Source organism: Anaerotignum sp. (assembly GCF_045122575.1).
GTDB lineage: Bacteria > Bacillota > Clostridia > Lachnospirales > Anaerotignaceae > Anaerotignum_A.
Genome location: NZ_JBGVHV010000101.1, coordinates 1 through 2091, shown reverse-complemented (window position 1 = coordinate 2091; position 2091 = coordinate 1). Strand labels below are relative to the sequence as shown.

3 protein-coding genes are annotated in these 2091 nt (G+C 47.3%); 1 reads left to right on the top strand and 2 read right to left on the bottom strand.

All coding sequences use genetic code 11. From position 1 onward, the window contains the following. Nucleotides 1-629 (bottom strand): hypothetical protein (locus ACJMLT_RS04430; protein ID WP_405727176.1); only part of this gene is annotated, 629 nt, incomplete at its 3' end. 193 nt (nt 630-822) lie between these two features. Beyond that, nucleotides 823-1695: a radical SAM protein gene (locus tag ACJMLT_RS04425; RefSeq protein WP_405727173.1), complete on the bottom strand. Its 873-nt coding sequence runs from the start codon at nt 1693-1695 to the stop codon at nt 823-825. Nucleotides 1696-1915: 220 nt separating this feature from the next. On the opposite strand from ACJMLT_RS04425, the gene ACJMLT_RS04420 reads away from it, so the two are divergent. After that, complete coding sequence (locus tag ACJMLT_RS04420; protein ID WP_405727170.1) at nt 1916-2038, top strand: hypothetical protein; 123 nt, start codon at nt 1916-1918, stop codon at nt 2036-2038. Nucleotides 2039-2091 lie beyond the last annotated feature (53 nt).

The following is a 2091-nucleotide window of genomic DNA, read 5'->3' as shown; positions in this document are numbered from 1 at the left end:
GTTTTTTCCTTTTTCAGCATATGATAGGTGCGCTTCGTCAGCTGAAAATGGTATGTGATGCCATTGTTGATGCCCTCCAGATAGTGAGCCTGACGGGCGATCTTTTCTGCCCCTGTTTCATGGGCAATGAAACATCTGCATTCCAGCAGGATCAGTTCTCTCTGTTTCAGCTTCGTACGTTCGATGGCTGTATAGATCATCCCTGTATAGGCATAATTCAGCAGCAGCATCGGCAGCAGCGTCAGATGCAGACGCAGCATCGGCAGCGTTTCGCTGCCCCAACCCTGTATATTCAGGATATACCCCTGGATCTGTGCCTGCGCCACGCAGTAAAACATCAGCAGAAAACTAAACAGATACAGGGCACAGAACAGGAAGGGACGCCGTTTTCTCTGCTTGATGTTCCAGCCGCGCACCTCTGTCAGCCCCTTGCGGCATGCCAGAAACATCAGTAAACAGATGAGGAACATCAGCCCATTTACCACCATGCCTTCCCGGAAGCTGATGGCCATGGCAAGGATGGGAATGAGCCAGCCGGAGAGCAGCGCCCAGCCCAAGCGGCCTGTAACAACAGCCAGAAAAAGGCAGCCATATATCGTTATCCATGTGACAAAACCCAGCCACGCCATACAAAAAACTCCTTACTTTAGTACTATGGAAAGTCAATCGTTTCGTACTTCGCACTCCCACGATTGACGTTGCTATTCGTAAATCGCTTCCTTCAGTCGCTTCTTTACTCATATCATCTAACCTGCCCAATGCCAATGCCCTTCTGCAAGCAAGCTTGCTCAGTGCATTGTCACTGTGCAGGATTTTCCTTGTTTAAATACCTCTGAAAACATCAGGTCTGAATTTGCTTCTCTGTCTGCTTGTTTCGATCTGACCCAGAATTTTATCTCTTTCGCCGTTCAGTGTGCCGCCCAAAGGAATATAGTTGGAGGCATGGTTGGAACGGAACATGGTTCCTTCCGCATCTACGCTGCGGATAAACAATTCTGTTTCATCCAGCACTTCGTGAGGGGTCAAGAGTTCGATTTCCCCTCTGTTATACTGGTCATACATTTCTGTGCCGGGTTCGATCATCAGTGTCAGGAAACCCACATATTCGGGTTTGATGGCAGAAATGACTCTGGCACTGCCCAGCGCATGTTCTCTCCAGTATTTTTTGCCGCCCAGACCAGAAATCACAGTCATGGACAGGATCATACCAGCTTCACGCACTTTTTTACCTGCTTCGATCATTTCGTCCGCAGTTACGCCTTTCTTAACATCTTTCAGCACTTCATCGGCGCCGGATTCCAGACCCATATAAACCATATCCAGACCTGCAGCCTTCAGCTGTTTCAGTTCTTCAGGGGTTTTGTGCAGGATATCCTTGGGTGCGCCATAAACGGAAATACGTTCACATTCGGGGAAGTATTCGTGGCATTTTTCCAGAATATACAGCAGGTCTTCCGTTTTCACGATCAGCGCATCACCGTCTGCCAGGAAAATACGGCGCACTTTGATGCGGCTGTAATATTTTCTGGCCATAGCCAGATCTTCCACCACTTCTTCCAGAGGGCGGATGCGGAATTTTTTATCCTTATACATATTGCAGAATGTGCATGTATTTCTTGCGCAGCCGATAGTCAGCTGAATGATGAGGCTGCCTGCCTCACTGGGGGGTCTGTATACGGTACCTTCATATCTCATAGGTTCATTTCTCCTTTTCAAAAAATTTTTACATACGATTCCGCTCGGAATCTATCTTTTCTATTATACAGGCGAAAACAGGATTTTATCAATACCTATTTCTTTCTAATTGACAAGTTGTCGATTTTTAGATATAATACAGGCTGTATTTTTTGTTAATACAGCCTTTGTTGCGGCAAACGGCGGTAAAATCGGCAAAAGACGCAGGGGGATGGCTGCTTTGGCAGTTGTTTTTCTGTATCGGATGCAGATGGAGCCAAAGGGCGGCGCTTCGGCGGAAGAAGGCGGAACTGCTTCGGCAGACACACACCCATTCTCCAAATTTTTCCAAAGCGACAGATGAGGGCTTTATTAAAAAAACAGGCGGCAGGGCTTCGGCTTTGCCGTTTTTTTATT